The 24,950-nt window shown below is 52.6% G+C and carries 27 protein-coding genes; 16 read left to right on the top strand and 11 right to left on the bottom strand.

Features of this window, described 5'->3' with window-relative positions; translation table 11 throughout:
• Window positions 1-76: 76 nt before the first annotated feature.
• The gene (gene acpH, locus OGY37_RS16260; protein WP_003830978.1) at window positions 77-658 is read right to left on the bottom strand and encodes an ACP phosphodiesterase; all 582 of its coding nucleotides are present in this window, start codon (window positions 656-658) and stop codon (window positions 77-79) included.
• 90 nt (window positions 659-748) lie between these two features.
• On the opposite strand from acpH, the gene queA reads away from it, so the two are divergent.
• The 7 genes from queA to OGY37_RS16295 all read left to right on the top strand — a co-directional run bounded on the left by queA (window position 749) and on the right by OGY37_RS16295 (window position 7,613).
• Window positions 749-1,813 (top strand): tRNA preQ1(34) S-adenosylmethionine ribosyltransferase-isomerase QueA, encoded by a 1,065-nt coding sequence (gene queA, locus OGY37_RS16265; RefSeq protein WP_032942525.1) that lies wholly within the window; start codon window positions 749-751, stop codon window positions 1,811-1,813.
• A gap of 208 nt (window positions 1,814-2,021) precedes the next feature.
• The gene (tgt, locus tag OGY37_RS16270) at window positions 2,022-3,149 is read left to right on the top strand and encodes a tRNA guanosine(34) transglycosylase Tgt (RefSeq protein WP_063941300.1); all 1,128 of its coding nucleotides are present in this window, start codon (window positions 2,022-2,024) and stop codon (window positions 3,147-3,149) included.
• Between the two features lie 22 nt (window positions 3,150-3,171).
• On the top strand, window positions 3,172-3,504 hold the full coding sequence (yajC, locus tag OGY37_RS16275) for a preprotein translocase subunit YajC (protein WP_003021544.1): 333 nt from the start codon (window positions 3,172-3,174) through the stop codon (window positions 3,502-3,504).
• Between the two features lie 27 nt (window positions 3,505-3,531).
• Window positions 3,532-5,379, top strand: coding sequence for a protein translocase subunit SecD (gene secD, locus OGY37_RS16280; RefSeq protein WP_003021547.1), 1,848 nt, complete (start codon window positions 3,532-3,534; stop codon window positions 5,377-5,379).
• Window positions 5,380-5,389: 10 nt separating this feature from the next.
• On the top strand, window positions 5,390-6,361 hold the full coding sequence (secF, locus tag OGY37_RS16285; protein ID WP_003021550.1) for a protein translocase subunit SecF: 972 nt from the start codon (window positions 5,390-5,392) through the stop codon (window positions 6,359-6,361).
• 170 nt (window positions 6,362-6,531) lie between these two features.
• Entirely contained in the window at window positions 6,532-6,897 is a 366-nt protein-coding gene (locus OGY37_RS16290; RefSeq protein WP_003021554.1) for a VOC family protein, read from the top strand.
• A gap of 23 nt (window positions 6,898-6,920) precedes the next feature.
• Complete coding sequence (locus OGY37_RS16295; RefSeq protein ID WP_286621250.1) at window positions 6,921-7,613, top strand: helix-turn-helix transcriptional regulator; 693 nt, start codon at window positions 6,921-6,923, stop codon at window positions 7,611-7,613.
• Between the two features lie 45 nt (window positions 7,614-7,658).
• On the opposite strand, the gene OGY37_RS16300 is transcribed toward OGY37_RS16295, so the two are convergent.
• Together OGY37_RS16300 and OGY37_RS16305 are read right to left on the bottom strand one after the other, a co-directional pair.
• Window positions 7,659-8,522: a nucleoside-specific channel-forming protein Tsx gene (locus OGY37_RS16300; RefSeq protein ID WP_003021561.1), complete on the bottom strand. Its 864-nt coding sequence runs from the start codon at window positions 8,520-8,522 to the stop codon at window positions 7,659-7,661.
• A 298-nt stretch (window positions 8,523-8,820) separates the two neighbouring features.
• Window positions 8,821-9,360: a SadB/YajI family lipoprotein gene (locus tag OGY37_RS16305; RefSeq protein WP_197385229.1), complete on the bottom strand. Its 540-nt coding sequence runs from the start codon at window positions 9,358-9,360 to the stop codon at window positions 8,821-8,823.
• Window positions 9,361-9,513: 153 nt separating this feature from the next.
• Here OGY37_RS16305 and nrdR point away from each other — a divergent pair, with 153 nt between their 5' ends.
• The 6 genes from nrdR (at window position 9,514) to pgpA (ending at window position 13,621) form a co-directional block, all read left to right on the top strand.
• Window positions 9,514-9,963, top strand: coding sequence for a transcriptional regulator NrdR (gene nrdR, locus OGY37_RS16310; protein ID WP_003021571.1), 450 nt, complete (start codon window positions 9,514-9,516; stop codon window positions 9,961-9,963).
• 3 nt (window positions 9,964-9,966) lie between these two features.
• Window positions 9,967-11,070 (top strand): bifunctional diaminohydroxyphosphoribosylaminopyrimidine deaminase/5-amino-6-(5-phosphoribosylamino)uracil reductase RibD, encoded by a 1,104-nt coding sequence (gene ribD, locus OGY37_RS16315; protein WP_286621253.1) that lies wholly within the window; start codon window positions 9,967-9,969, stop codon window positions 11,068-11,070.
• A gap of 90 nt (window positions 11,071-11,160) precedes the next feature.
• Window positions 11,161-11,631, top strand: a complete 471-nt coding sequence (gene ribH / locus OGY37_RS16320) for a 6,7-dimethyl-8-ribityllumazine synthase (protein WP_003021575.1) — start codon at window positions 11,161-11,163, stop codon at window positions 11,629-11,631.
• Between the two features lie 19 nt (window positions 11,632-11,650).
• Entirely contained in the window at window positions 11,651-12,070 is a 420-nt protein-coding gene (nusB, locus tag OGY37_RS16325) for a transcription antitermination factor NusB (RefSeq protein WP_000801129.1), read from the top strand.
• A gap of 77 nt (window positions 12,071-12,147) precedes the next feature.
• Window positions 12,148-13,125 (top strand): thiamine-phosphate kinase, encoded by a 978-nt coding sequence (gene thiL, locus OGY37_RS16330; RefSeq protein ID WP_126319044.1) that lies wholly within the window; start codon window positions 12,148-12,150, stop codon window positions 13,123-13,125.
• Window positions 13,103-13,621, top strand: a complete 519-nt coding sequence (pgpA, locus tag OGY37_RS16335; RefSeq protein WP_003021578.1) for a phosphatidylglycerophosphatase A — start codon at window positions 13,103-13,105, stop codon at window positions 13,619-13,621. Before thiL ends, pgpA begins: the two co-directional genes overlap by 23 nt.
• 99 nt (window positions 13,622-13,720) lie before the next feature.
• Here pgpA and yajO read toward each other — a convergent pair whose 3' ends face one another.
• The 4 genes from yajO to xseB are packed head-to-tail and all read right to left on the bottom strand — an operon-like array spanning window position 13,721 to window position 17,781.
• Window positions 13,721-14,695: a 1-deoxyxylulose-5-phosphate synthase YajO gene (yajO, locus tag OGY37_RS16340; protein WP_286621254.1), complete on the bottom strand. Its 975-nt coding sequence runs from the start codon at window positions 14,693-14,695 to the stop codon at window positions 13,721-13,723.
• 56 nt (window positions 14,696-14,751) lie between these two features.
• Entirely contained in the window at window positions 14,752-16,614 is a 1,863-nt protein-coding gene (dxs, locus tag OGY37_RS16345) for a 1-deoxy-D-xylulose-5-phosphate synthase (protein WP_003830996.1), read from the bottom strand.
• Window positions 16,615-16,638: 24 nt separating this feature from the next.
• Entirely contained in the window at window positions 16,639-17,538 is a 900-nt protein-coding gene (gene ispA, locus OGY37_RS16350) for a (2E,6E)-farnesyl diphosphate synthase (protein WP_126319042.1), read from the bottom strand.
• Window positions 17,539-17,781, bottom strand: coding sequence for an exodeoxyribonuclease VII small subunit (xseB, locus tag OGY37_RS16355; RefSeq protein ID WP_003021586.1), 243 nt, complete (start codon window positions 17,779-17,781; stop codon window positions 17,539-17,541). It abuts the gene before it with no gap.
• Between the two features lie 196 nt (window positions 17,782-17,977).
• Between xseB and thiI the strand changes: the two genes are divergently transcribed.
• Window positions 17,978-19,426, top strand: coding sequence for a tRNA uracil 4-sulfurtransferase ThiI (thiI, locus tag OGY37_RS16360; RefSeq protein ID WP_003830998.1), 1,449 nt, complete (start codon window positions 17,978-17,980; stop codon window positions 19,424-19,426).
• 65 nt (window positions 19,427-19,491) lie between these two features.
• On the opposite strand, the gene OGY37_RS16365 is transcribed toward thiI, so the two are convergent.
• The 3 genes from OGY37_RS16365 to panE are packed head-to-tail and all read right to left on the bottom strand — an operon-like array spanning window position 19,492 to window position 22,071.
• Window positions 19,492-20,574, bottom strand: coding sequence for a hypothetical protein (locus OGY37_RS16365; RefSeq protein ID WP_148362347.1), 1,083 nt, complete (start codon window positions 20,572-20,574; stop codon window positions 19,492-19,494).
• Between the two features lie 32 nt (window positions 20,575-20,606).
• Window positions 20,607-21,197 (bottom strand): protein deglycase YajL, encoded by a 591-nt coding sequence (gene yajL, locus OGY37_RS16370; RefSeq protein ID WP_126319036.1) that lies wholly within the window; start codon window positions 21,195-21,197, stop codon window positions 20,607-20,609.
• The gene (panE, locus tag OGY37_RS16375; protein WP_003831001.1) at window positions 21,160-22,071 is read right to left on the bottom strand and encodes a 2-dehydropantoate 2-reductase; all 912 of its coding nucleotides are present in this window, start codon (window positions 22,069-22,071) and stop codon (window positions 21,160-21,162) included. The genes yajL and panE overlap by 38 nt, the downstream gene beginning before the upstream one ends.
• 174 nt (window positions 22,072-22,245) lie before the next feature.
• Here panE and OGY37_RS16380 point away from each other — a divergent pair, with 174 nt between their 5' ends.
• Window positions 22,246-22,737 (top strand): YajQ family cyclic di-GMP-binding protein, encoded by a 492-nt coding sequence (locus OGY37_RS16380; RefSeq protein ID WP_003831002.1) that lies wholly within the window; start codon window positions 22,246-22,248, stop codon window positions 22,735-22,737.
• Between the two features lie 94 nt (window positions 22,738-22,831).
• Here the strand turns inward: OGY37_RS16380 and OGY37_RS16385 are convergent, their stop codons facing one another.
• Window positions 22,832-24,196 (bottom strand): MFS transporter, encoded by a 1,365-nt coding sequence (locus tag OGY37_RS16385; protein ID WP_071445875.1) that lies wholly within the window; start codon window positions 24,194-24,196, stop codon window positions 22,832-22,834.
• A 235-nt stretch (window positions 24,197-24,431) separates the two neighbouring features.
• Here OGY37_RS16385 and OGY37_RS16390 point away from each other — a divergent pair, with 235 nt between their 5' ends.
• The gene (locus OGY37_RS16390; protein WP_079938378.1) at window positions 24,432-24,806 is read left to right on the top strand and encodes a DUF1493 family protein; all 375 of its coding nucleotides are present in this window, start codon (window positions 24,432-24,434) and stop codon (window positions 24,804-24,806) included.
• The last annotated feature ends 144 nt before the right edge of the window (window positions 24,807-24,950 follow it).

The following is a 24,950-nucleotide window of genomic DNA, read 5'->3' on the forward strand; positions in this document are numbered from 1 at the left end:
AATGAGACAGGTTTTGTCTATCAATCTTTTGCCGGACGGTGGCTACTGCTTATCCGGCGGGGAATACGGGCTGCGATCAAAGGGTTTTGCACCGCGCCTGTTCCATCATTTGCGGATAAAACTGCCAGAATCGTTCTTCTAACGCATCGTAATGCGTATCGAGGTCATACCATGAGTCGCGTAGGGCATCGAGCCGTGGACGGCGGCTGGCCATGCCGTTCAGGACGTTCTGGATAAAATCCATGTCCCGGTAGCGCTCAAGCCATTTCTCTGACCATATATAGTTGTTCAGATTGATAAAGCGCGGCGGCGATTCCGGCAAAATAGTGGTTACCTGGGTACGGGCATAGCGCACAAAGTCCGTCAGCGGGAAGTCAGGTGAGATTTCCGACCAATGGCGCGACAGAAAATGATCCCACATAACGTCCAGCGTAATCGGCGCGACGCGGCGCGTTTCGCTACGAAACCACTCTTTGGCTTCACGCACCTGCGGTAAGTTATCGGTCATCACATCGATACGACGATGCATAAAGATGCCTGCTACCACATCAGGCGAGTAGTGCGTTTCCGGATTACCCCGGACAAAATCGGCCAGCAGATTGCCGGAAAGCGAGCTATCGGCAAGGTGAGCGAGATGCAAATGTGCAAGAAAATTCATAGTTAAACGTTTATCCAGAGGGGTAAAGGTTGCAGGGAGAACGCCCCGGCACTAGACTACCCGCCTCTTATTTTAGTCTGAGTCAGTGTCATGCGCGTTACCGATTTCACCTTTGAATTACCCGAATCCCTGATTGCCCACTATCCGCAAGCTGAGCGCAGTAGCTGCCGCTTGCTGTCTTTGGACGGGCCGACGGGCGCGCTGACGCACGGTACTTTCACCGATTTGCTCGATAAGCTCAACCCTGGAGATTTGCTGGTCTTTAACAACACCCGCGTCATTCCTGCGCGTCTGTTTGGTCGTAAAGCCAGCGGCGGCAAGATTGAAGTGTTGGTCGAGCGTATGCTGGATGACAAACGTATTCTGGCGCATATTCGTGCCTCGAAAGCGCCGAAACCGGGTGCCGAGCTGCTGCTGGGCGACGACGAAAGTATTAAAGCGACAATGGTCGCCCGCCATGACGCGCTGTTTGAAGTTGAGTTTAACGACGAACGCAGCGTGCTGGATATCCTCAACGCCATCGGCCATATGCCGTTGCCGCCATATATCGACCGTCCGGATGAAGACGCCGACCGCGAGCTGTACCAGACCGTATACAGCGAAAAACCGGGTGCCGTCGCTGCACCGACCGCGGGTCTGCATTTTGACGATCCGCTGCTGGCTAAACTGCGCGATAAAGGCATTGAAATGGCGTTCGTCACCCTGCACGTTGGCGCGGGTACTTTCCAGCCGGTGCGCGTAGACACCATCGAAGACCACATTATGCATTCCGAATATGCGGAAGTGCCGCAGGATGTGGTGGACGCGGTGCTGGCGGCGAAAGCGCGCGGTAATCGCGTGATTGCGGTAGGTACCACCTCCGTGCGTTCGCTGGAAAGTGCGGCGCAGGCGGCCAAAAACGATCTCATCGAGCCGTTCTTCGGCGATACACAAATCTTTATTTATCCAGGCTATAAATATCAGGTGATTGATGCTCTGGTCACTAACTTCCACCTGCCGGAATCGACGCTGATTATGCTGGTTTCCGCATTTGCTGGTTATAAAAACACCATGCACGCCTATCATGAAGCGGTAAAAGCGGAATATCGCTTTTTTAGTTACGGGGATGCCATGTTTATCACGTACAATCCGCAGGCTATTTCTGAGCGACCGTGAGAAGGCTATCTCACTTGCCATTTTGATGTCGGGCAGTGCTCGCCATCCTCTCGTACTGCGTGTACGCTCCGGTGGCTGTGCGCTGGTCGCCCCCAAACTGGCTGCGCCGATTGCGCCTTCGCCAGTGGGTTAATATATTTTTACTCCGTGGAGTGATTCCGTGGGGAAAGTTTAATCATCAGACTGTCTCTCTGATGCAGGAGAAAAAATGAAATTTGAACTGGATACCACAGACGGTCGCGCTCGCCGCGGCCGCCTGGTTTTTGAACGTGGCGTAGTAGAAACGCCTGCTTTTATGCCGGTCGGTACTTACGGCACCGTGAAAGGCATGACGCCGGAAGAAGTTGAAGCAACCGGCGCACAGATCATCCTCGGCAACACCTTCCACCTGTGGCTGCGCCCGGGTCAGGAAATCATGAAACTGCACGGCGATCTGCACGATTTCATGCAGTGGAAAGGGCCGATCCTCACCGACTCCGGCGGCTTCCAGGTGTTCAGCCTGGGCGATATCCGTAAGATAACCGAGCAGGGCGTGCATTTCCGTAACCCGATCAACGGCGATCCGATTTTCCTCGATCCCGAGAAGTCGATGGAGATTCAATACGATCTCGGTTCCGATGTCGTGATGATCTTCGACGAATGTACACCGTATCCGGCCGACTGGGACTATGCTAAACGCTCAATGGAGATGTCTTTGCGTTGGGCGAAGCGCAGCCGTGACCGTTTTGATAGTCTCGGCAACAAAAATGCGCTTTTTGGCATCATTCAGGGCAGTGTTTACGAAGATTTACGTGATATCTCCGTCAAAGGTCTGGTAGATATCGGCTTTGATGGCTACGCTGTCGGCGGTTTGGCTGTCGGTGAGCCGAAGGAAGATATGCACCGCATTCTGGAACATGTTTGCCCGCAGATTCCGGCAGATAAACCGCGTTACCTGATGGGCGTCGGCAAACCAGAAGATCTGGTTGAAGGCGTGCGTCGCGGTATCGATATGTTTGACTGCGTGATGCCAACGCGAAATGCCCGTAATGGTCATTTGTTTGTGACTGACGGCGTGGTAAAAATTCGTAACGCGAAACATAAAAGCGACACCAGTCCGCTCGATGCTGAGTGTGATTGTTACACCTGTCGCAATTATTCGCGCGCTTACTTGCATCATCTCGACCGTTGCAACGAAATATTGGGCGCGCGACTCAACACGATTCATAACCTTCGCTACTACCAGCGTTTGATGGCGGGTTTACGCAAGGCTATTGAAGAGGGTAAATTAGAGAGCTTCGTGACCGATTTTTACCAACGTCAGGGTAGACCAGTTCCACCTGTGAACGTTGATTAATTTTAATAATGAGGGAATTTGAATGAGCTTTTTTATTTCTGATGCGGTAGCGGCAACAGGTGCTCCGGCGCAGGGCAGCCCGATGTCTCTGATTCTGATGCTGGTGGTGTTTGGTCTGATTTTCTATTTTATGATCCTGCGCCCACAGCAAAAGCGTACCAAAGAACACAAGAACCTGATGAACTCCATTGCGAAAGGCGATGAAGTACTGACTAACGGTGGTCTGGTGGGTCGCGTGACTAAAGTAGCAGAATCTGGCTACATCGCTATCGCGCTGAACGACACCACTGAAGTGGTTATCAAACGTGATTTCGTAGCTGCCGTTCTGCCGAAAGGCACCATGAAGGCGCTGTAATTTATTGTTTTCCCAAAGGGAACTGCCGTGTTAAACCGTTATCCTTTGTGGAAGTATGTCATGCTGATCGTCGTTATTGTCGTCGGTCTGCTCTATGCGCTTCCCAACCTGTATGGTGAGGATCCGGCTGTTCAAATCACTGGCGTGCGCGGTGCCGCCGCCAGTGAGCAAACGCTGATCCAGGTCCAGAAAACGTTACAAGAAGATAAAATCACACCTAAGTCTGTGGCTCTGGAAGAGGGTGCTATTCTCGCGCGCTTCGACTCCACTGATACCCAACTGCGCGCACGTGAAGTATTAATGGGCGTACTGGGCGATCAGTACGTCGTGGCGCTTAACCTTGCTCCGGCAACCCCACGCTGGCTGGCTGCCATTCACGCAGAACCGATGAAACTCGGTCTTGACCTGCGTGGCGGCGTTCACTTCCTGATGGAAGTGGATATGGACACCGCGCTGAGTAAGTTGCAGGAACAAAATATCGATAGCCTGCGCAGCGATCTGCGTGAAAAAGGCATTCCTTATACTACTGTTCGCAAAGAAGATAACTACGGTCTGAGCATCACTTTCCGTGATAGCAGCGCCCGTGATGAAGCTATCTCTTACCTGAGCAAACGTCACCAGGATCTGGTTATTTCCAGCCAGGGCAGCAATGCTCTGCGTGCGGTAATGACCGATGCGCGCCTGAGCGAAGCCCGTGAATACGCGGTACAGCAGAACATCAACATTCTGCGTAATCGTGTTAACCAACTGGGTGTTGCTGAGCCGGTGGTACAACGTCAGGGCGCTGACCGCATTGTGGTCGAACTGCCGGGTATTCAGGATACCGCGCGTGCGAAAGAAATTCTGGGCGCAACCGCGACGCTGGAATTCCGTCTGGTAAATACCAACGTTGACCAGTCCGCTGCGGCATCCGGGCGTGTACCGGGTGACTCGGAAGTGAAACAGTCTCGTGAAGGTCAGCCAGTTGTGCTGTACAAGCGCGTGATCCTGACCGGTGACCATATCACCGACTCTACTTCCAGCCAGGACGAATACAATCAGCCGCAGGTTAACATCTCGCTGGATAGCGCAGGTGGTAACATCATGTCCAACTTCACCAAGGACAACATCGGTAAGCCGATGGCGACCCTGTTTGTGGAGTACAAAGACAGCGGTAAGAAAGATGCTAACGGTCGTGCAGTACTGGTGAAACAGGAAGAGGTGATTAACATCGCCAATATCCAGTCTCGTCTGGGTAACAGCTTCCGTATCACCGGTATCAACAACCCGAACGAAGCACGCCAGCTTTCCCTGCTGTTACGTGCCGGTGCGTTGATTGCGCCAATTCAGATTGTTGAAGAACGTACCATCGGCCCAACCCTGGGTATGCAGAACATTAAACAGGGTCTGGAAGCATGTCTGGCCGGTCTGGTGGTGTCTATCCTGTTCATGATCTTCTTCTATAAGAAGTTCGGTCTGATTGCGACCAGTGCGCTGATTGCTAACCTGGTGCTGATTGTCGGTATTATGTCGTTGCTGCCGGGTGCTACGCTGAGTATGCCGGGGATTGCGGGGATCGTCTTAACCCTTGCTGTCGCGGTCGATGCGAACGTACTGATCAACGAACGTATCAAAGAAGAGTTGAGTAACGGGCGTTCGGTGCAGCAGGCCATCAATGAAGGTTATGCGGGCGCATTTAGCTCCATCTTTGATGCGAACATTACGACGCTGATCAAGGTCATCATCCTGTACGCAGTGGGCACCGGGGCAATTAAAGGGTTCGCGATTACTACCGGTATTGGTGTGGCGACGTCGATGTTTACCGCGATTGTCGGTACACGTGCCATCGTAAACCTGCTGTATGGCGGCAAGCGCGTCAAAAAGCTGTCAATCTGAGGAGTGCGAAGTGGCACAGGAATATACTGTTGAACAATTGAACCACGGCCGTAAAGTCTGGGACTTTATGCGCTGGGACTACTGGGCTTTCGGCATTTCAGGTTTCCTGCTGATTGCGGCCATCGTGGTGATGGGCGTACGCGGGTTTAACTGGGGTCTCGATTTCACCGGTGGTACGGTTATTGAAATCACGCTGGAAAAACCGGCCGATATGGACGTGATGCGCGATGCGCTGGAGAAAGCGGGCTTCGTTGATCCGCTTCTGCAGAACTTCGGCAGCAGCCACGACATTATGGTACGTATGCCGCCAACTGAAGGTGCAGACGGCGGTCAGGTGCTGGGTAGTAAAGTGTTGAGTGTGATTAACGAATCCACCAACCAAAACGCCGCGGTGAAGCGAATTGAATTCGTGGGTCCGAGCGTGGGTGCAGACCTGGCGCAAACCGGTGCGATGGCGCTGATGGCGGCGTTGATCTCCATCCTGGTGTACGTCGGTTTCCGTTTTGAGTGGCGACTGGCGGCAGGGGTAGTTATCGCGCTGGCGCACGACGTGATTATCACACTTGGGATCCTGTCGTTGTTCCATATCGAGATTGACCTGACTATCGTCGCATCACTGATGTCGGTAATCGGTTACTCGCTGAACGACAGTATCGTTGTATCTGACCGTATTCGTGAAAACTTCCGCAAAATTCGTCGCGGTACGCCTTACGAAATCTTTAACGTGTCACTGACTCAAACGCTGCACCGTACGTTGATTACGTCCGGTACAACGTTGATGGTTATTCTGATGCTGTTCCTGTTCGGTGGTCCGGTACTGGAAGGATTCTCACTGACGATGCTGATCGGTGTTTCCATCGGTACTGCGTCTTCTATCTACGTGGCTTCGGCGCTGGCGCTGAAGCTGGGTATGAAGCGTGAGCACATGCTGCAGCAGAAGGTCGAGAAAGAAGGGGCGGATCAACCGTCGATTCTGCCTTAACCCATCCAGGAGTGAAGATACTGGAATCCCGATCGCAAGGTCGGGATTTTTTTTGCCTGTGAATTAGCGACAGGTAATTATCTTTTCCTGTCGCCACACTACTGACAGTATGCTGTCAGTAGCCCTGTCTTATAGTCCTCCTGAGATTACCCACACAGGCAGGAGGAAGTATGAGCAACGTAATTAATTGGTTTGAAATCCCCGTGGCACAAATGGATCGCGCCATCGCTTTTTATGAGCCAGTGATGCAGGTTTCTTTGCGTAGGGAGAACATGGACTGCGCTGAGCTCGCCGTATTTCCGCATCAGGATCCCGCTCCCGGCGGGGCGCTGGCTAAATTTGATGGTATTACGCCTTCAGCGCAGGGCGCTATTATTTATCTGCATACGGACGATTTGGCTGCAACGCTTGAACGCGTCGCCACTGCTGGCGGTCAGTGTGTGTTTGGCCCACTCGAACTGGGGCAGGACATTGGTACGATTGCGCTATTTACTGACAGCGAAGGCAATCGTGTTGGTTTACATCAACCCGCGTAATATTTTCAGCACTGAGGATTAAAATGAGCAGACGCGCCGACCGCTTGTTTCAGATTGTGCAAATCCTGCGTGGCAGGCGAGTGACAACGGCGGCGCTGCTGGCAGAGCGTCTTGAGGTTTCTGAACGGACGATTTATCGCGATATCCGCGATCTCTCTTTATCCGGCGTGCCTATTGAAGGCGAAGTGGGCAGCGGATACCGCTTAAAGGCCGGGTTTGATCTACCGCCGTTGATGTTAACGCATCACGAATCAGAAGCATTGATGGTAGCGATTCGGTTGCTGAAAACATGGGGTGGGGATTCACTCTCACAGGCGTTGGAATCCGCGCAGGAAAAAGTGTTGGCGATATTGCCGCCAGAGAGTCGGCGCAGAGCCGAGCAAACGCGGATTTTCGCGCCAGATTTTGGTAATCAGCCGCATTCACGTAGTGCCTTCGATCTCATACATCGCGCGGTTTCAGCACAGCAGGTGCTGGCGCTGCATTATCGCGATGAGTCCGGGAACCTCTCCTGGCGCGACGTTCAGCCGCTGGGATTATTTTTCTGGGGCGAGCACTGGCTGCTGGTTGGCTGGTGCGAGAAGCGTGACGATTATCGTTGCTTTCGCGTTGATCGATGTCTGAAGATTACGCCACTCGACAGGCATTTTCGCGAATCGGCAGATCGCTCGCTAAGTGACTTTTTGCGTAAAGTACGCTGTGAAGACCAGCCATAAAAAAGCCAGCGGTTAAGCTGGCTTGTCTGCGAAACATTGTCTGGATTAGAAGTTGTAACCTACGACCAGGTAACCACCCCAACCGGTAGATTTCGCGCTGAAATCGCCTTCGCCCCAGTTCAGGGTATCTCCACCTTTCCACTGGCCGCCGTTATGGAAGTAACGCGCTACGACGGAGTAATGCCAGTGATCGTAGTTCAGCGCCAGGACGTGGCTGGACGCGATAGAGTTGCTGGTGCGGTTCGGATCATCACCCAAATCTGAGCCCCAGTCGAAGTTGGTGAAGCCGATGTAGGTCAACTGGCCGCCCCAAACCTGGGTGATCGGCACAAAGTATTTCACTTTGAAACGGTAGCCATCCCACTCGTTTTCGTTGGATGCGCCATAGTTCTGCCACTGGTATTTAGCATACACGTTCAAAGACAGACCCATCGGCAGACCGGTATCGATATCGGTACCCAGACCCATATACCAGGTGCTCTGGCGGCTGGCTTTGTTATCACCCATATCGTAGATGTAGTTGTTGGCGAAATACCATTCTTTGAACGGACCAAAGCTCAGGTCAGCACCGGTCAGTTTGTCGATGGAGAAACGCGGTTCGATTTCCATAAACAGCGGGGAACCGTCAGACCAGATACCTTTATCGTTGCCGTTACCCCAGTCGAAGGTTTTCGGAATATCGATGTAGCCATAGAAGTCAAACCAGTCTTTTTTAGCAAACGCTTCGTATTCCAGATACACGTCGTTGTTCAGTTTCGGGGAGAAACGGGTGTGATAGCTACCCACCACGTTAACGCTCTGGTGCCACCAGTCGGACAGATATTGCGGTTTGTCATTTTCTGCTGCGTTGGCAGTAAAAGACGAGGAGAGCGCCAGCACTGCACCGGCTGCAAGTAATGTTTTTTTCATATGTATGCCACTGTTTGAAATCCCTTTCGGGAGTGAAAAATGCGCAATTTGCGTTTCTAAATATTTCGTAATTCTTCGGAGCCTATTATAAAAATCATTGTTCACAAAAATATGTCTTGTTTCACAGTTCTATCATTTACGTAATCGATTGCGTTCACGTTTGCGTACTTTAGGCGGCGAATTGTACTGGCTCCCAAGAATGTTGCCAAGTTTTACCAGAAATATCGGTTATGTCAGGGGAGTAACAAAATGGAGCAGAGTGATGTTGCGGAACGCACAAAACGTTCCGCAAAAAAGTTTATTGGCTAACAGGCTGGACGTCGTGGATGCGCACAAATCCTAACTTATCTGGAGTGAGGCCATTTATCTGTAACGGAATGTCTACGTCGCTGGGAGCAAGAATACTCGCCGGAGCGTTGACCAACTGGTTATGAACGTTCACTTCCTGATAGTTGTCCGTGGTGCCCTGAATTTGCCCGTACTCGACGGTGGCGCTAAAAGCGGGTAAAGGCGTGTTGGATTCACCCTGAATCCGTAGCGTCAGGCGCGTACCATCGGCGTTCGGTGCAATGTTCACCAGCGACATGCGTAAGGTGCCAATCTGGCTGTCCAGTCGTGCCGGGGTTTTGGAACCCGGTAGCAGATAGACGCCGCTGGTTGATTTTGCATTCAACATATTTTGTTGCGTAATTTTTACAGTTTCCTGATTAAGCTGCGTCATCTCTTTATTCAACGTGCTAACGCTTTGATGCATCTGGCGTACTTCGCTTTGCTGTGCGCAGGCACTAAGACTAAAGAGACTTCCCACCAGGAGAATTCTTAGGTAACGTCTTGTCATTGTGATTACTTCCTTCATTGTCGCGATAGCATAATGGTAGTGTGCACTGAGCACGAAGGCATCGATCCTTTGTCTCAAAAGCGCAGCGCCTTTGTTGTCACGGCAGTTCAGGGTAAAATAGATTCTGTTAACCACTGAGGTACAGGACGCCGTATGCATTGCCCATTCTGTTTCGCCGTAGACACTAAGGTAATTGACTCTCGTCTTGTAGGCGAGGGCTCCTCGGTACGCCGCCGTCGGCAGTGTCTGGTTTGTAACGAACGTTTCACCACTTTTGAAGTGGCTGAACTTGTCATGCCGCGCGTTGTGAAAAGCAACGATGTGCGTGAACCCTTTAATGAAGAAAAGCTGCGCAGCGGCATGCTCAGAGCGCTTGAGAAACGGCCTGTCAGCGCAGATGACGTCGAAATGGCGTTAAACCATATCAAATCACAGCTGCGTGCGACGGGCGAGCGTGAGGTGCCGAGTAAGATGATTGGCAACCTGGTGATGGAGCAGTTGAAAAAGCTCGATAAAGTCGCCTACATCCGCTTTGCCTCTGTCTACCGGAGTTTCGAAGATATCAAAGAATTTGGCGAAGAGATTGCTCGCCTACAGGACTAAGCCATGCAGGATGAATTGTACATGGCGCGCGCGCTGAAGCTTGCTGCGCGCGGACGTTTTACCACTCACCCCAACCCCAACGTGGGCTGCGTGATTGTGAAAGATGGGGAGATCGTCGGTGAAGGATATCATCACCGTGCGGGCGAACCGCATGCCGAAGTTCATGCTCTGCGGATGGCCGGAGAAAAAGCGCAGGGGGCAACTGCCTACGTGACGCTCGAACCCTGCAGTCATCATGGTCGCACGCCGCCGTGTTGCGATGCGCTGATTGCGGCGGGGGTGTCGCGTGTGGTTGCGGCGATGCAGGATCCCAATCCGCAGGTCGCAGGACGTGGGCTCTACCGTTTACAGCAGGCGGGCATCGACGTCAGCCACGGGCTGATGATGAGCGAAGTTGAGCAACTGAATAAAGGCTTCCTCAAGCGCATGCGTACGGGATTCCCGTATCTGCAGCTTAAGCTTGGCGCGTCGCTTGATGGCCGTACGGCGATGGCCAGCGGTGAAAGTCAGTGGATTACCTCACCACAGGCGCGCCGCGATGTGCAACGCTTGCGTGCGCAAAGCCATGCCATTTTAACCAGCAGTGCGACGGTGCTGGCAGACGACCCTCAGCTTACCGTGCGTTGGTCGGAGCTTGGGGAGTCAACGCAGGCGAGTTACCCGCAGGAAGAGCTGCGCCAGCCAATCCGCATTGTTCTTGATAGCCAGAATCAGGTCACACCGGAGCACCAAATTGTGCAACAGCCTGGAGAAACCTGGATTGTCCGGACTGAAGATGACCCTCGTAGCTGGCCGGAGACGGTGCGCAGCCTGAAGGTGCCGGAACATAACGGGCATCTGGATCTGGTGGTGCTAATGATGCAACTGGGCAAACAGCAAATTAACAGCATTTGGGTTGAAGCAGGCCCAACGCTCGCAGGGGCATTATTACAGGCCGGTTTGGTCGATGAGCTAATCGTTTATGTTGCGCCTAAACTGTTAGGCAGCGATGCGAGAGGATTATGTGTGCTTCCAGGCCTTGAGAAACTGGCTGACGCACCCCATTTCAAATTCAATGAGATACGCCAGGTGGGCCCGGACGTTTGCCTGCATTTAACGACTGCGTGAGGCTTTCTGATTTAGAGGAAGCAGCGCACAGAATATTATGATAAAATCCGCCCCCCTTACGGGGCCATAAATCGAACCCGAAGGAAGAATATGAACATTATTGAAGCTAACGTTGCTACCCCGGACGCTCGCGTCGCCATCACCATTGCGCGTTTCAACAACTTTATCAATGACAGCCTGCTGGAAGGTGCTATCGACGCCCTGAAACGTATTGGCCAGGTTAAAGATGAAAACATTACCGTTGTTTGGGTTCCAGGTGCATATGAGCTGCCACTGGCGGCCGACGCACTGGCAAAAACCGGTAAATACGACGCGGTGATTGCGCTCGGTACGGTGATCCGTGGCGGTACCGCGCACTTCGAATATGTGGCTGGCGGTGCAAGCAATGGCCTGGCGCATGTCGCTCAGGACAGTGGCATTCCGGTAGCCTTCGGTGTTCTGACCACCGAAAGTATTGAACAAGCCATCGAACGTGCTGGCACTAAAGCCGGTAACAAAGGCGCAGAAGCTGCACTGACTGCGCTTGAAATGATTAATGTATTGAAAGCCATCAAGGCCTGATTTTTGTAAGGGGAAATCCGTGAAACCTGCTGCTCGTCGCCGCGCCCGTGAGTGTGCCGTCCAGGCGCTCTACTCTTGGCAGTTGTCCCAGAACGACATCGCTGATGTTGAATACCAGTTCCTGGCGGAACAGGACGTTAAAGATGTCGACGTTCTGTATTTCCGTGAACTGCTGTCCGGGGTGGCGACTAACAGCGCGTACCTGGATGGATTAATGAAGCCTTATCTGTCTCGTCTGTTGGAAGAGCTGGGTCAGGTAGAAAAAGCTGTACTGCGTATTGCGCTGTTTGAATTGTCTAAACGTAGTGATGTGCCGTACAAAGTGGCCATCAACGAAGCGATTGAACTGGCAAAAACCTTCGGCGCTGAAGATAGCCACAAATTCGTGAACGGCGTACTGGATAAAGCAGCACCTGTGATTCGCCCCAACAAAAAGTAATCCCGAGGCCGGCTGGATGGTGGAACCTGTTTCCGCTGTCCCCGGCTTTTTCTTTTTTTTCTGCTGAGGCATAACGTATGGCATGCGGCGAGTTTTCCCTGATTGCCCGTTATTTTGACCGCGTAAGAACGTCCCGTCTTGATGTCGAAACCGGTATTGGTGACGACTGCGCACTTCTGAACATCCCTGAAAAACAAACGCTGGCGATCAGTACCGATACGCTGGTGGCAGGTAACCACTTCCTCCCCGACATTGATCCGACCGATCTCGCGTGGAAAGCGCTGGCGGTGAATTTGAGCGATCTGGCGGCGATGGGGGCAGATCCTGCGTGGTTGACGCTGGCGCTCACGTTACCTGACGTCGATGAAGCCTGGCTGGAAGCCTTCAGCGATGGCCTGTTTGAACTCCTCAATTACTATGATATGCAGCTGATTGGCGGTGACACCACGCGTGGGCCGCTGTCGATGACGCTGGGTATCCATGGCTACGTCCCCGTTGGGCGGGCCTTAAAACGCTCTGGCGCGAAACCGGGTGACTGGATTTATGTTACCGGCACGCCGGGTGACAGTGCGGCCGGGCTGGCGATTTTGCAGAACCGATTGCAGGTTGCAGATGCAACAGACGCGGACTATCTGCTGAAACGCCATCTGCGTCCCACGCCGCGTATTTTGCAGGGACAAGCCCTGCGCGATCTGGCCAGTGCGGCTATCGATATTTCCGACGGTTTGATTTCCGATTTGGGGCACATCGTTAATGCCAGCGGCTGTGGCGCACGGGTTAACGTTGATGTGCTGCCATACTCCACGGCATTGTCACAGCACGTTGAGCCGGAACAGGCCCTGCGCTGGGCGCTCTCGGGCGGTGAAGATTATGAGTTATGCTTTACCGTACCGGAAATTAATCGTGGTGCGCTGGACGTGGCGCTGGGAAATCTCGGCGCAGCGTTTACCTGCATTGGGCAGATGAGCGCGGACGTGGAAGGCATTCACTTTACGCGCGATGGAAAACCCGTCACGTTTGACTGGAAAGGATATGACCATTTTGCCGCGCCTTAAAAAAGATGTCGCCAAAAGCCGCCTGAGTATGCGCAATCCGTGGCACCTGTTAGCCACCGGTTTTGGCAGCGGGCTGAGCCCAATTGTTCCTGGCACGATGGGATCGCTGGCGGCGATCCCTTTTTGGTATTTAATGACCTTTCTGCCGTGGCAGCTGTATTCGCTGGTGGTGATGTTATCTATCTGTATCGGCGTTTATCTGTGCCATCAAACGGCGAAAGATATGGGCGTGCACGATCACGGTAGCATAGTCTGGGATGAGTTTGTCGGGATGTGGATTACCCTGATGGCGCTGCCGACCAACGACTGGCAGTGGGTTGCCGCCGGATTTGTGATTTTCCGTATTCTGGATATGTGGAAGCCGTGGCCGATTCGTTGGTTCGATCGCAACGTGCATGGCGGCACGGGGATTATGATCGACGATATTGTGGCCGGAATACTCTCTGCCGGAATTTTGTATTTTATCGGCCATCACTGGCCGGTAGGTATCATTTAACCCTTTTCAGGGGCTATTGTAGGCCCGATAAGCGCCGCGACATCGGGCGATCAGTGCCGGATGCGCTATGCTTATCCGGTCTACAATTTACATCCGCGCTTACTTAAATCCCACTACCGGATGCTGTTTGTACGGCGTTTCCAGCTCGGCAATCTGCTCCGGTTTCAACGTTAAATCTACAGCGTTGAGCAACTCATCCAGCTGTTCCTCGCGTGAAGAGCCAATAATTGGCGCTGCCACGCCGGGTTTGCTCAGCAGCCAGGCCAGCGCAACCTGTGCCCGCGTTACACCCAACTCCTCACTGACACCGGTCAGTCGTGCGGCGATTTGCGCGTCGTTTTCATCGCTCTCGTTGTACAAATTTTTACCGACTTCATCGGAAACCAGACGTGCGGTCGTTTCTCCCCAGGGACGCGTCAGGCGACCGCGCGCCAGCGGGCTCCATGGGATGACGGCCACGCCTTCCTGATAGCAAAGCGGCAGCATTTCGCGTTCTTCTTCGCGGTAGATTAGGTTGTAGTGATCCTGCATGCTGACGAACTGCGCCCAGCCGTGTTGCTTCTGTAAGGCCAGAGCCTGGGCAAACTGCGAAGCGTGCATGGATGAGGCGCCAATATAGCGAGCTTTACCGGCTTTCACGACGTCGTTTAGAGCCTCCAGCGTTTCTTCGATTGGCGTGTTGTAATCCCAGCGGTGAATTTGCAGGATGTCCACATAGTCCATACCCAGGCGTCTGAGGCTGTCGTCGATTGAGCGCAGGATTTGTGCGCGGGATAAACCTTCCGCTAAATCATCCACCTGGTGAAAAACCTTGGTAGCGACCACGACATCTTCGCGGCGGGCGAAATCACGCAGCGCGCGAGCGACAATCTCTTCGCTACTGCCAGCGGAGTAGCTGTTGGCGGTATCGAAAAAGTTAATGCCGCCCTCAAGGGCGTGTTTGATTATCGGGCGGCTGCTTTCTTCAGGTAGCGTCCAGGCGTGATTGCCGCGATTGGGTTCGCCAAACGTCATGCAACCCAGGCAAAGGCGGGAGACCCGTAGGTCGGTTTTTCCTAAGATGTTGTATTTCATCAATCCACTCCTGCTTAGCTCGTGATGAATTAAGCATAGCAGGAGCGGGGAGGGGATTATGCCAGCCAGGCCTTGATTTTGGTCTCAATTCCGGCGGCATTCAGACCCAGATCGGCACGAGCTTCATCCTGAGTTCCCTGCGGGATGAAGAAGTCTGGTAGGCCAATGTTCAGCACCGGGACGGGCTTACGATGGGCCATCAGCACTTCGTTTACGCCGCTGCCAGCACCACCCATAATGGCGTTCTCTTCAATGGTAACCAGCACCTCGTGTTGGGCAGCCATTTCAAGGATCAACGTTTCATCCAGTGGTTTCACAAAACGCATATCGACCAGCGTGGCGTTCAGCGACTCTGCGACCTGAGCGGCTTCCGGCATCAGGGTACCGAAGTTGAGAATCGCCACTTTTTCCCCGTGACGTTTCACGATTCCTTTCCCGATAGGCAGTTGTTCCAGAGGGGTCAGCTCTACGCCCACCGCGTTACCGCGTGGGTAGCGCACGACCGTTGGACCGTCGTTGTAGTGATAGCCGGTGAACAGCATCTGGCGGCATTCGTTTTCATCACTCGGGGTCATGATGACCATTTCCGGGATGCAGCGCAGGAAGGAGAGATCGAAAGCCCCCTGATGGGTTTGTCCATCTGCGCCAACAATCCCTGCCCGGTCAACGGCGAACAGGACCGGCAGTTTCTGGATGGCTACATCGTGCAGCACCTGATCGTAGGCGCGTTGCAGGAAGGTCGAGTAAATGGCTACCACCGGCTTGTAGCCGCCAATCGCCAGACCGGCAGCAAACGTCACCGCGTGCTGCTCGGCAATCGCCACATCGAAATAGCGGTCCGGGAACTTACGTGAAAACTCCACCATTCCGGAACCTTCGCGCATCGCCGGGGTGATTGCCATCAGCTTATTGTCTTTCGCTGCGGTCTCGCACAGCCAGTCACCGAAAATTTTTGAATAGCTCGGCAGGCCGCCACTGCTTTTCGGCAGGCATCCGCTGGACGGATCGAATTTGGGTACCGCGTGGAAGGTTATCGGATCTTTTTCCGCAGGCTCGTAGCCACGACCCTTTTTGGTCATGATGTGCAGGAACTGCGGGCCTTTCAGATCGCGCATGTTTTTGAGCGTAGTAATAAGCCCCAGCACGTCGTGACCGTCCACCGGACCGATATAGTTAAAGCCCAGTTCTTCAAACAGAGTCCCCGGCACAACCATACCTTTAATGTGTTCTTCAGTACGTTTGAGCAGTTCTTTAATCGGCGGCACGCCGGAAAAGACTTTCTTCCCGCCTTCGCGCAGCGAGGAGTAGAGTTTGCCAGAGAGCAGCTGTGCCAGATGATTGTTCAGCGCGCCAACGTTCTCTGAAATCGACATTTCGTTGTCGTTGAGGATAACCAGCATGTCGGGCCTAATATCGCCCGCGTGGTTCATCGCTTCAAATGCCATCCCTGCGGTGATGGCTCCATCACCAATCACACACACGGTACGGCGCTCTTTACCTTCTTTCTCGGCGGCAACGGCAATACCGATACCTGCGCTGATGGAGGTTGAAGAGTGCCCAACGCTCAGTACGTCATACTCGCTTTCACCGCGCCATGGGAACGGATGCAGGCCGCCTTTCTGACGAATGGTGCCGATTTTATCGCGGCGACCAGTCAGAATTTTGTGCGGATAAGCCTGATGTCCCACATCCCAGATTAACTGGTCAAACGGGGTGTTGTAGACATAGTGCAGCGCGACGGTGAGTTCCACCGTGCCCAGACCAGAGGCGAAGTGCCCGCTGGAACGGCTTACGCTGTCGAGCAAATAGCGGCGCAGTTCGTCGCAAAGCTTTGGCAGGCTCTCTTTTGGCAGCAGACGTAACTCCTGGGTGGAGTCGACCAGCGCCAGGGTCGGGTATTTGGCTATATCAAAACTCATCGCAAGCTCATGGGATATGTTGGTTTATTTATCACGCTGGATTATGTAGTCCGCTAGCGCTTCCAGTGCCGAGGTATCGAGTGACTGTGCGGCCAGCAGACTTAGCGACTGGCGGGCGTCCTCGATTAAATCCCGGGCTTTATTCTGGGCTTGCTCAAGACCCAGAAGTGCAGGATAGGTACTTTTGCCAAGCTGCTGGTCAGCACCCTGACGTTTACCCAATGTTGCAGTATCGCCTACCACATCCAGGATGTCATCCTGAACCTGGAAAGCCAGACCGATGCTTTCTGCGTATTTGTCGAGTATTGGCAGGCATTCTCGCCCTTTATCGCCAGCACTTAACGCCCCCAAACGCACGGCGGCGCGAATCAATGCTCCGGTTTTATGGCGGTGAATCCGCTCCAGTGCATCCAGCTCAACCTGATGACCTTCAGCTTCCAGATCCAGTGCCTGGCCGCCGCACATACCGGCGATGCCGCTGGCCTGAGCCAGTTCAGAGATCATTGCGATGCGGTCATGGTCAGTGACTTCCGGCATTGGGGCGTCGCTGATAATGGAGAATGCCAGCGTTTGTAGCGCATCTCCGGCCAGGATCGCATTTGCCTCGCCAAATTTTACGTGGCAAGTCGGCAGACCGCGTCGCAGGTCATCGTCATCCATCGCGGGCAAATCATCGTGCATCAGCGAATAGGCATGAATGCATTCGACGGCGGCAGCGGGAGCATCAAGCGTACTCAGGCTGACACCAAACATCTGACCGGTCGCATACACCAGGAACGGGCGCAGACGTTTACCGCCTAATAATGCGCCATATTGCATGGTTTCTACCACGGGAGTGTTCTGAAAGGGCAGTGGCGCGATAAAACGGCTCAGTGCCTGGTTTGCCTGCTCAACGCAAGCCTGTAGCTGCTGCGTAAAATCCATTTACTCATTATCCGGTGTAAAAGGCGTAAGGGCGGCGTCTTCAGTATCTGACAGCAGGATTTGTACGCGCTGTTCAGCCTGTTGTAATTTGACCTGTCCCTGACGCGCCAACTGTACGCCACGTTCGAATTCGTTCAACGCTTCTTCTAACGGCAGGTCGCCGCCTTCCAGACGGGTAACAATTTGTTCCAGCTCGCTCAGCGCGGTTTCAAAACTGGCGGGCGCTTCATTTTTCTTCGGCATAATGAATGTCTGACTCTCTGTATTGGCAGCACAAGACTATGGTAACGGACTCGCACTGATAAGCAAATAACGCGCAATGTGCACAGTAGCCGCGTGATGGTGATATACTTGCGCGCCTGGATGCAGTCGCGGGTATGGGCTGCTGTATTTTTTTCCATTACAAGTCATTCAGACTTGCCTAAGAACCATTGCCGCCATGAAGTTTATCATTAAATTGTTCCCAGAAATCACCATCAAAAGCCAATCTGTGCGTTTGCGCTTTATAAAAATTCTGACAGGGAACATTCGTAACGTTTTAAAGCACTATGATGAAGACCTTGCCGTTGTCCGTCACTGGGATCACGTTGAGGTTCGCGCTAAAGATGAAAGCCAGCGCCTGGATATTCGCGACGCGCTGACCCGTATTCCGGGTATCCACCACATTCTCGAAGTAGAAGACGTGCCGTTTACCGATATGCACGATATTTTTGAGAAGGCACTGGTGCAGTATCGCGATCAACTGGAAGGTAAAACCTTCTGTGTACGCGTGAAGCGTCGCGGGAAGCATGAGTTTAGCTCCATTGAGGTGGAACGTTATGTTGGCGGTGGACTGAACCAACATATTGAATCTGCACGCGTGAAGCTGACGAAGCCGGATGTGACCGTTAATCTTGAAATCGAAAACGACCGTCTGCTGCTGGTTAAAGGCCGCTATGAAGGTATTGGTGGTTTCCCGATTGGGACGCAGGAAGACGTACTGTCGCTGATTTCCGGCGGTTTCGACTCCGGTGTGTCCAGCTATATGCTGATGCGTCGCGGCTGCCGTGTGCACTATTGCTTCTTTAACCTTGGCGGCGCAGCGCATGAAATCGGCGTTCGCCAGGTGGCGCATTACCTGTGGAATCGCTTCGGTAGTTCGCATCGCGTGCGTTTTGTTGCTATCAACTTTGAACCGGTGGTCGGTGAGATCCTGGAGAAAGTTGATGACGGCCAGATGGGCGTGGTTCTCAAACGTATGATGGTTCGCGCGGCGTCGAAAGTCGCTGAGCGCTACGGCGTACAGGCGCTGGTAACCGGTGAAGCACTGGGCCAGGTGTCCAGCCAGACGCTGACCAACCTGCGTCTGATCGATAACGTATCCGACACCCTGATCCTGCGCCCGCTTATCTCCCATGATAAAGAGCACATCATCAATCTGGCGCGTGAAATTGGCACCGAAGACTTTGCACGTACCATGCCGGAATACTGCGGTGTAATTTCAAAAAGCCCGACGGTGAAAGCGATCAAAGCGAAGATTGAGGCCGAAGAAGAAAACTTCGATTTCTCTATCCTCGATAAAGTGGTTGAAGAAGCGAACAATATCGATATTCGCGATATCGCCCAGCAGACGCAGCAGACCGTGGTAGAAGTGGAAACCGTGAGCGGTTTCGGCCCGAATGACGTAATCCTTGATATCCGTTCTGTGGATGAACAGGATGATAAACCGCTGAAGATTGAAGGTGTGGACGTCGTTTCTCTGCCATTCTACAAGCTGAGCACTAAATTCGGCGATCTGGACCAGAGTAAAACCTGGCTGCTGTGGTGTGAACGCGGGGTGATGAGCCGCCTGCAGGCGCTTTATCTGCGCGAGCAGGGCTTTGAGAACGTGAAGGTGTATCGCCCGTAATTGAGTAAACACCGTGTTGTAGGCCGGATAAGGCGGTTACGCCGCCATCCGGCAATATAACGATATTATTCAAACCGCACGGGAAGCGTCTTCCCGTTCGACTCCCAGACCCCCTGATAGACACCGTCTTTTAACTCTAGCGTTATCTTCTCTTGCGTTTGTTCAGCTGCAGATGTCTTTAGTTCATAATGTTGATTGTCGGCTGCGTCGCATTTGCCGGTCAATTCAATCGGTGCGCCAAATTTTTGGTAAAAGTAAGCCCCTTCAAAAAAATCACCGTATTTGCAGTCCACCTTCAACACAATACGCATGCTTTTTCCCAGCGTGCCGTACATGACTTTGCCGTCAATGCCGGGCGCTGGCGAAACTGGTGTTGTACTCTTTGCGGTAGTCAGATATTGGCCGTACGGTGTGAGTCGATTTTGCAGTTCTGCGGTTGGGATTTTCGTTGTGAAATCACCCAACTCGTCGAGCGCACGGCTGGCGTGGTTGCTACAGCGTCCGTTCAGGAAAGCCAGATGGTCTTTTTGCAGGGAGAATTTGTCGATGTAGTACAAACCGTCGGTGTAGGTTGCGCACGATGCGTAGAATTCGGCATAGTTAAAATCTTCACCTTTCTCTTCTTTTATTTGTTCTGGTGTTTGCGAATTATGTGCCGTAACAAAGGTATCGATTTGGCCGCGGATATTTTTTCTGATGCGGGTGTTTAATTCGGCGATTGTAGCCCGGGAAAAGAGATCGTTAAGGGTAATTGCCGCACCGCTGGCTAAATCGAAGCTGATCGGCACATTGTACGACTCGCAATACGCCCCGCAACCTTCGATAAACATGTTGAGCGTCAGGATTTTTGCGTCGCGATACTCAACCGTGTAGTCAAGGTTTGCGGTGGGATTCATGGCTGATTTCGCAAACTGATTTACTGTGGCCTTTGGAGTATTGCCCGGTAGCTGATTGATAAAGCTTGCGAAAATATAATCGTTAATGCGTTTTGCAACTTTGGGGTTATCCGTCGAGGAAAACCATGGCACGCGATACTGCATTTCAGTGCTTCCGGGATAGCGATACTCAATACTCTTTATTTCGAGTTGCGTCGCTGTGGCATAACCGGAAAGGAGCAGTAAAGCCACTCCACTCAGATATCCTTTCATTATGATTCCTTATAAGGGAGTGGCTCGAAGATTTACTCGTAGTAGTTATAGATTCCCGCGGCCATCACCAGTTGTGACGCCACCTCGTGAGCTTTTTCGCGACTCACCAGCAGATCAATGATTTTTAAACCGAAATCGATTGAGGTTCCCGGTCCCTGGCTGGTTAACAGATTGACGCGCGGATCCCATACGACGCGCTTGTCCTGCCACTGGTCAGCGGGAATTTTGTCTTTCAGCGCCGGAAAACCGGTCATGTTACCGATGGGGAAAATATCGTGTGGGACGAGTACGGTGGCGGCCGCGGCGCAAATTGCCGCGACAATGCGCCCGGAACGATGAAACTGTTTCACGGTTTCGATAAGCAGCGGGCTGTCGCGAAAACACTCGGCGCCTTTAATACCGCCCGGTAGCACGATAATGTCGAAATCGCCGTCAGCAACTTCGACTAATGGTGCATCCGCCAGCAGCTTTACTCCGCGTGAGCACACAATAGTCAGGCCGCCATCGCTGGCGACGCTGGCGGTTGTGACCTTAATTCCGCCGCGAACCAGCAGATCGATAGTGGTGACCGCTTCGGTCTCTTCACTACCAGGGGCGAGACATACCAGTGCTTGAGCGCTCATACTCACTTTCCTTTCTCTTAACCATTTCAAACAGGTGGGCATTTTCCGGAACGGCGATGCCGTGCGCGCGGGCGCGTTTTAACAAATAACCGGTAATGTAGTCGATCTCAGTATGGCGCAGGGCACGTATGTCTTGCAGCATCGATGAGATATTTTCCGCCGTACTGTCAATCACTTGCTCGACATAATAGCGTAAATCATCCACAGATGTGTGGTGGCCTTCGCGTTCAATGACCGCGGCCACTTCCTCGCAGATGAGTGCTATTTTTTCAGGATGATGGCGTAACTCGCCGTTTGGGCAATCCCATAATGCGGTCAGCGGGTTAATGACACAGTTGACGGCCAGTTTGCGCCACAGCTCGGCGCGAATAGTGTCGTGCCAGGCGACGTCCGGTAGCACCTCTTGCAGGACTTCAGCCAGATAACTGAAATCACCGTCTTGTTCACGCGCCGGACCAATGCGCGTTGTTCCCTGAGCGACATGAATGATGACGTTGCCGTCACGGCGTGCCGCGTGGGTGGTGGTGCCCATCAGCAGAGGTTGCTTAATGCTATGCAGCTCTTCAATCGTCCCCATACCGTTGTGAATCAGCAGAATCGGGGTGGTTTCAGGCAGAATTGCGGCCAGGCCTTTTACCGCATCAGAAACCTGCCAGGCTTTCAGGGTGACCAGCAGCAGGTCGCTTTTTGCCAAAAAGTCGGGGTCGTTTGCCGTCAGGGATTCATTAAAAACTGACCCATCCGTGTCGATCAGGTTTACGCTGCAATAGGGTTGCGGTACGCGTAGCCACCCTTGCACCTCATGTCCATGTTTGCATAGCGTGGTAAGCCAAAGCTGTCCTAGCGCTCCACATCCCAGTACGGTAATTTTCATTCTTCCTCCTCACCTGCAACAGCACCAGGTGTTAATCCATATCGGCCGTACCCCATTATTGTTCGCAGGTATCAGTACCACGTACAATTAAAGGATACAGCCTAGTATAGCGCTGTCTGTTGGGTAACTTTGCAGGTATTATGCTTCGCATCAAAAATGAAGGGAGAGGAAAAGATGCCATCTTTCGATATTGTTTCTGAAGTTGATCTTCAGGAAGCCCGTAACGCGGTAGATAACGCCAGCCGTGAAGTGGAGTCACGCTTTGATTTTCGTGGCGTTGAAGCGACTTTTGAGCTGAATGAGTCAAATAAGACGATTAAGGTGCTGAGCGAGTCTGATTTCCAGGTCAATCAGTTGCTGGATATTCTGCGTGCCAAGCTGCTGAAACGCGGCATTGAAGGCACATCGCTGGACGTACCAGAAACCTTTGTGCACAGCGGTAAAACCTGGTTTGTTGAAGCTAAGCTGAAGCAGGGCATTGAAAGCGCGGTACAAAAGAAAATCGTTAAGCTGATTAAAGACAGCAAACTGAAGGTACAGGCGCAGATTCAGGGCGAAGAAATCCGTGTAACCGGCAAGGCGCGTGACGACCTGCAATCCGTCATGGCACTGGTTCGCGGCGGCGATCTCGGCCAGCCATTCCAGTTTAAGAACTTCCGCGATTAAGTCGTAATGCCTGATGGCGCGACGCTTATCAGGCCTACAGGTAGCACACGCTATTGGTAGGCCGGATAAGACGATAGTCGCCATCAGGCAATCATCACGCCTGACTGATGGCCTGCTCAACCTCAAATCGATTGGTGACTTTGCTGTCGATTTTCACGTAGGCCGAATGCTCTTTCGCCACAATTAACACTTCGCTTATCCCTTCTTTAGCCAGCAGACGCTGCTTCAGGGTGTCATCCGCAGCAATTTCAGGTGGGATTTCCACCCGCAGGCTGCTGACATACGGCGGCTCTTTCATTGTACTCGCCACCAATAACCACACTGCCGCCAGAAGCGCACCGGCCAGGAATACGGCCTGACCATCAAACATTTCAACCACCCAACCGCCGAGCGAACCGCCAATCGCCACGCCAAGAAACTGGCTGGTGGAGTAAACGCCCATTGCCGTGCCTTTATAGCCAGCCGGAGACTCTTTACTGATAAGTGAGGGGAGGAGGGCTTCCATCAGATTGAAGGCGAGGAAGAATATCTGCACGCCCGCAATCAACCCCCAGAAACGCACGTTAGCGCTCCACAATACAATCTCTGCAATAAGTATCAGTAACACGCAGGCGAGGAACACGCGTTTCATGCGGCGCTTCACTTCGGCGTAAATGATGAACGGCACCACGGAAACAAAAGACAGCAGCATCGTCACCAGATAAATTTTCCAGTGCTCTGCGGCGGGGAAGCCTGCTTTCGCCAGTTGGCCTGGTAAGGCAACGAAGGTGGACATCAGCAATATGTGCAGACACATGATGCCAAAGTTGAGCTTCAGCAGTTTGGGCTCTGCCAGCACTTTACTGAAGCTGCCTTTTACCATCCCCGACTCGCGGTTCAGCACGTGGGTAGTGCTATTGGGAACGACCCAAATGGTCAGCACGATACCCGTGGTAGCAAGGGCTGCAATCATCCAGAACAGCGCGTGTAGCCCCAGCGCATGGGTAACGATTGGTCCCAGCACCATCGCAATGGCGAAGGTGATACCAAAGCTGACGCCGATAAACGCCATCGCTTTGGTACGGTTTTGCTCACGGGTTAAGTCGGAAAGTAGCGCCATTACGGCAGCAGCAATCGCGCCAGAGCCTTGCAAAGCCCGGCCAAGAATAATTCCCCAGATTGAATCGGAGAGAGCAGCAATTATGCTGCCGAGAACGAATACCGCCAGCCCGCCGACGATAAGTGGCTTACGACCGATGCGGTCAGAGAGCAGGCCAAAGGGGATCTGGAAGACGGCCTGGGCCAGACCGTAAATGCCGATAGCAAGGCCTATCAGCGCTTCGCTGGCACCCTGTAGCGCCATACCGTAAGTGGTCAGAACCGGCAGGACCATAAACATGCCAAGCATGCGCAAAGAGAATACGGTCCCTAAACCCCAGGTGGCGCGCAACTCACCGGGCGTCATTTTGTAATCGTTCATTCCCACCTCTGTATTAATTTCGCGCCTAGTGTAAAGCGGGGAAGGAGTGCGGTAAACCTCTACGATATGTGGAATTGTGTTGTGGGATAATTGAAATAATTACCTATGCAACTAATTTACTTGTGATAATTACGGGTGTAGTCTTTTTGTGGTTGTTTCTAATGGAAAGAGGGAAAAGGAAAATGGTATTTCGCGATAAATATAACCCATTTCTTCAAGCTGATGTTTGTATTCAATGGACATCATTCTAGTGAGTATTCAAGACGATGTGTTAAAAATTTTCAGGGAAGAAATACCTGGGTATTTGGATGAAAACTGGAAGGAGGTTCCTTTAGAACTCGACACAGATTTATTCGATGAGCCACGAGACGATCTCTCAGATGCAATTGAAGAGTTCCGGAAAGTATTCAACGTTGATTTATCGGAAGTAGACTGGACCCGCTATTTCCCCTGGGAAAACACGCCACTTTTGGCACGATGGTTCAAGGTTAAACGGGAGGAGGTTGAAGCAACACGTTTACCTTTAACCGTAAGGATGTTTGCGGAGTCAGCAGAGGAGGGGAAATGGTTGTTTGAGATCTGGCCTGATGAGCAAAAAGACGAGACCTGACGCTCTCAAAATCGCGTAGTAAGTAAAAAGGGTGCCGAAGTACCCTTTTAGCATTCGCTGAATTTACCCAACCCAGGTCAACAGGTTGTGTGAATTATGCATCATAAAGTCTAATGATATCATCATATTAGTACGACCCAAAGA

This window comes from Citrobacter sp. Cpo030, from assembly GCF_030333005.1.
In the GTDB taxonomy this organism is placed as follows: domain Bacteria; phylum Pseudomonadota; class Gammaproteobacteria; order Enterobacterales; family Enterobacteriaceae; genus Citrobacter; species Citrobacter portucalensis.